General features: G+C 61.4%; 3 protein-coding genes and 1 pseudogene. 3 read left to right on the plus strand and 1 reads right to left on the minus strand.

What is annotated here, in order from left to right; genetic code table 11:
• Window positions 1-443: 443 nt before the first annotated feature.
• From AWB95_RS00955 to AWB95_RS00965, 3 genes and pseudogenes are all read left to right on the plus strand, one after another.
• Window positions 444-1,127, plus strand: a pseudogene (locus AWB95_RS00955) (glycoside hydrolase domain-containing protein); the annotation flags it as partial.
• Window positions 1,128-1,491: 364 nt separating this feature from the next.
• Window positions 1,492-2,397 (plus strand): GIY-YIG nuclease family protein, encoded by a 906-nt coding sequence (locus AWB95_RS00960; protein ID WP_062538532.1) that lies wholly within the window; start codon window positions 1,492-1,494, stop codon window positions 2,395-2,397.
• Between the two features lie 53 nt (window positions 2,398-2,450).
• Window positions 2,451-3,704, plus strand: a complete 1,254-nt coding sequence (locus tag AWB95_RS00965) for a DNA cytosine methyltransferase (protein ID WP_198157740.1) — start codon at window positions 2,451-2,453, stop codon at window positions 3,702-3,704.
• Here AWB95_RS00965 and AWB95_RS00970 read toward each other — a convergent pair.
• Complete coding sequence (locus AWB95_RS00970; RefSeq protein WP_269745707.1) at window positions 3,676-4,128, minus strand: very short patch repair endonuclease; 453 nt, start codon at window positions 4,126-4,128, stop codon at window positions 3,676-3,678. The two genes, AWB95_RS00965 and AWB95_RS00970, sit on opposite strands and share 29 nt — an antisense overlap.
• Window positions 4,129-4,339 lie beyond the last annotated feature (211 nt).

The following is a 4,339-nucleotide window of genomic DNA, read 5'->3' on the forward strand; positions in this document are numbered from 1 at the left end:
TGTTCGTCCCTCCTTGAGGGAACCATGACACGTAATCGTACAAAAGTGTGGGATCTAAATTACGTCACTGTAATTATATCGCAGACCACTTAGGTGGGCTCGGCCCGCATCGCCGAGCAGTATGCGGATGGTATGAGGCGCACTCGAAATGAACCCGCGAACGTCATGGAGTCGGCAGCAGCGATGCGACAACCGCACAAAGGTGCTCGATTTCCGCTAGGGGGGACTGCATTTCGTAGGCGTGCAGGTGGCATGCGCTAGTCAGCCGATGCCAGGCCGATGCGGCTTTGACAGCATCATCCGGAGAACCGATCGCGCGCAAAAACTAGCAGCTTGCTGCGCGTGTTTGTGTACGGAGCTACCACGCCGAGATCGGCGCGACGCCGTTCGACGATCTGCTCCAACGCCTGGCGGGCGAGGAACGACTCGGAACGGGCCAGCGGATGGCGCAGTCGCTGGTGAACGACGCCAACCAGAGCGGGTCGTTGCCGCGGTGGGCGCTGGCGAATGCTTCGACGGGAGAAATGACGGGGGACAACGGGGTGCCGTTGATCGCGAGCCTGTATGCGTTCGGCGCCAAGGACGTCAGACGCGCGCTCTACTACATGGCGAACGGCGCGACCGACAGCGGTGTCGGGCGGGACGGTTGTGTGGAGCGGCCGGGAATCGCCAGCTACCTGGAGCATGGCTACGCGCCGCAGACCGAGGAGTTCCGCGGCGATCACGGGATCGAGGGGGCCTCGATAACGCTGGAGTGGTCGGTCGACGACTTCGCGATCTCCCAGTTTGCGGATGCGTTGGACGAGAACATGATTAGCGCCGAATTCCTGCGGCGGGCGCAGTTCTGGCAGAACCTGTTTAACCCGGCGACGCGCCGCATCACTCCGCGTGGCGCCGACGGTGCTTTTCTCGTCTGGCCGGGGTTCACCGGGCCGACCTCGGACTTGGGAGAGGACGGATTCAACGAGGGCAACTCCGAGCAGGATTTGTGGATGGTGCCGCAGAACATCGTCGGGCTGGTGGCCACTTTGGGCGGCCGGGAGGCGCTGGCAGAGCGGCTGGACCGGTTCACGACGGAGCTCAACGCGGGCCCCCACGAGCCGTATCTGTTGGTCGGTAACGAGCCACCAACTTCGCCGGTTCGACCCGCTCGCCGACATCCCGCTGCGGGTCTGGCAAACCGAATGGCCTCGCAGTTTCGAGGCTTCGCTGAATGCTTTCGAGCGCCTGCTAGGGCATGCATCAGACCCACAGTAGTCCACGTGACCATTGACGCGATACCAGATGGGATACCAGTGCACTGCCCCCCGTCGGCGAGGCCCGTGGACCTCAACCGACACAGCCTTAAAAGGCGGAGATACATGATTGACTGCCGCACAACGGGATCGAGCCTGCTAAGTCCTGATGGCGACCTGTGCTGGCGACGCGTTGGGTGCCCGACGCGACTCGCATGTGCGTGGAAAACGGACCGCTTGCGGCTAGCTTGAGACCGTGGCCTTTTCCCAGCCGTCCGACCCGCGCCCAGACGACGACTTCAAGTTGTCGATCACCCGCGCGCTGGCCGACCAACTTCATTCAGCTTTAGACCGGTTAACTCCCACCTCGTTGTCTGTTGACGAGCTTGCCCGCCTGCAGCAACGGGGTGGCGTGTACGTGCTCTTTGTGGATGGGTCGCGTGTCTATGTCGGCAAGGCCGACGCTTCGCTCCCCGCGCGATTGACGCAGCACATGCGGAAGTTGTCAGGCCGGATTGGGCCCTTCGCCGCCGGGGCGGTCACCTTTGTCTGTCTCTACGTGGATGAGGATCTTGAGGCGTCAGCGCCTGAGAAGTTATTGATCAAGGCGTACCTGGACGAAGGCGGCGTACCATGGAACAACAACGGTTTCGGCAACAAAGACCCTGGCAGGAACCGGGACACCACCATAGTCAGGGCGAACCACTTTGACGCCCTTTATCCGATTAACCTCAACTTTCCCGTAGCCCTTGATGCCGCAGTAGTCGGTGACAGCGATGCTCTCGCGTGCCTAACAGATTTAAAGAAGAAGCTTCCGTATCTCCTTCGCTTCGGACGCACGGGCCACACGCGGGAACTTCAGGCCGCCAAATTAACGGTCCCGGCCGTGGAATTGCCATTGAGGCAATGGATGAAACTCATTGTTGGTGCTCTTCCCGGCTGGCTGGCGACCGCGTTACCGGGCTACGTGATCCTGTACAAAGAGCAGGACCCCGACCGCTACCACAGCGCAATCACGTATTGGCGAAGGGAGGCCGATGGCGTAGTAATCGAGGCTGCCGGGCAGGGTCAGCAGGCGCCCGCAGGGGTCATCGATGAGGACGAGGAAGCGGGCGAGGTTGCGGACGCCCCGCCGCAAGCTGACGCCGCCGACGACTCGTGAGACACTCGCCCGGCTTGCGGGACCGTGTCGTGGTGGCGCGGTAACTTGATCGCGTGACGAAGGGATCCGCGAATACTCGCTCGCAGAATCGGGGCAAGCGGTTCGTGGGCACGAGCATCGAACTGTTCACTGGTGGCGGTGGACTCGCGCTCGCACTTCATGAGGCCGGGTTTCAGCACCTGTATGTAAACGAGTTCGAGCGGCGGGCCTGCGACACTCTCCGAGCGAATGGAGCCGTTGACGTTGCCCCTCCAGGCATCCGCAACACCAGCCTTCCGGCGGCCGCAGGCGTGCTGAGGGCCGCGAAGTGGCCACTACTAGAGGCGGACGTCCGCGAGCTTACATTCACAGAATGTGCCACCAAGGTCGATCTTGTAGCGGGCGGCGTGCCGTGTCAGCCGTTCTCGCTCGGAGGAGTCCACAAGGGCCACCTCGATGAACGCAATCTCTGGCCTGAGTTCGAGCGAGTGGTTCGGCAGACAGGCCCGCGCGTATTCCTTGGCGAGAATGTCAAGGGCCTGACTCGGCCTTCGTTCGCACCGTATTGGCAGTACATCCTGAGATCGCTTCGCGCCCCGTTTGAGTCACGTAGGGACGGCGAGACTTGGGAGCAGCATGACCGCCGCTTAATCAGAATCCTTAAGAAAGACGGCGACCCGACTGAGCGGTACGACGTCGAGCCGTACCTAGTCAACGCTGCCGACTACGGCGTGCCTCAAGTGCGCTGGAGGGTGTTTGTGATAGGAATCCGACGCGACCAGGCACTCAACTGGGAATTCCCGGCAGCGACGCACAGTCGCTACGGGTTGCACCGTGCCCAGAAGGAGGGCACGTACTGGCGGGATCATTCGCTTAAAGCCGCGCCCTCGCAAGCCATCCCCTGTAATGATACTGAAGACGATTTGGACCGTTGGTTAACTCTGCGCGATGCCATCGCGGACCTCCCTGAGCCATTGGAGGGCGCGGAAACCCCAGGGTGGTTGCATCACAAGGGGCACCCAGGCGCCCGCATCTACGTGGGTCACACTCCGAATGAGCTAGACCGTCCAGCCAAGACGGTGAAGGCCGGTGTGCATGGTGTGCCCGGGGGTGAGAGCGTTCTGAGGAAAGACAACGGTCAGGTTCGCTATCTGACGGTACGGGAAACGGCAAGAATCATGTCATTCCCGGACACCTGGCAACTCGCAGGGCCCAGAGGCGAACAGATGCGTCAGCTGGGTAATGCTGTGCCGGTTCGTTTGGGCCGAATCGTCGCCGACTCGCTTGCCGACGCTTTCGTCAGTGGTCCTGAGGCGCGATCGGCCTGACGCTTGAGGTTTCGGAGTTCCCGCCCTGTCCTCGAAGTAGCGCAGTAATCTCTGCTACAGCGTCTTGCACGGGTTCGTGCTCCCATATCCGAATGACAGTCCAGTCGTTTTCTAACAACACGGCGGTCTGATGCGCATCCCTCTCGACATTCCCTTGTAGTTTGCGTGACCAAAACTCAACGTTCTGGCGCGGGCGTCGACAGTGCTCCGGGCACCCATGCCAAAAGCAGCCGTCGACAAAGACCGCCACCTTCTTGCGACTGAACACAATGTCAGGACGTATGACCGAACCGCCGAGGCGGAGCGGAACGTCCTTGCGAAATCTCAAGCCAGTCCGGTGTAGGGCGGAGCGGAGCGCGACCTCGGGCTTAGTATCGCTTCGCTTGTTCGCTCGCATAATCCGCGAGTGAACCGCACTCGGAATCCAAGTTGTCGGAGTCTCGGGGTTGGTCGATTCATCCACAATGGCGCTCTCTCGCCTGATTGACACTGCCCCGCTACCAATATTGCACCCGACGAGGGTCGGCGCTGGATCATAGAGCGCCGACTCGTCGCCATGGCCAAGTCCGGAGGCGTGGTGTAAGAGTTCGCTCGATCGCGTGACCCTTCGGCTGGCAGTTTAGGCGGTCAGGGCT

Source organism: Mycobacterium celatum (assembly GCF_002101595.1).
GTDB lineage: Bacteria > Actinomycetota > Actinomycetes > Mycobacteriales > Mycobacteriaceae > Mycobacterium > Mycobacterium celatum.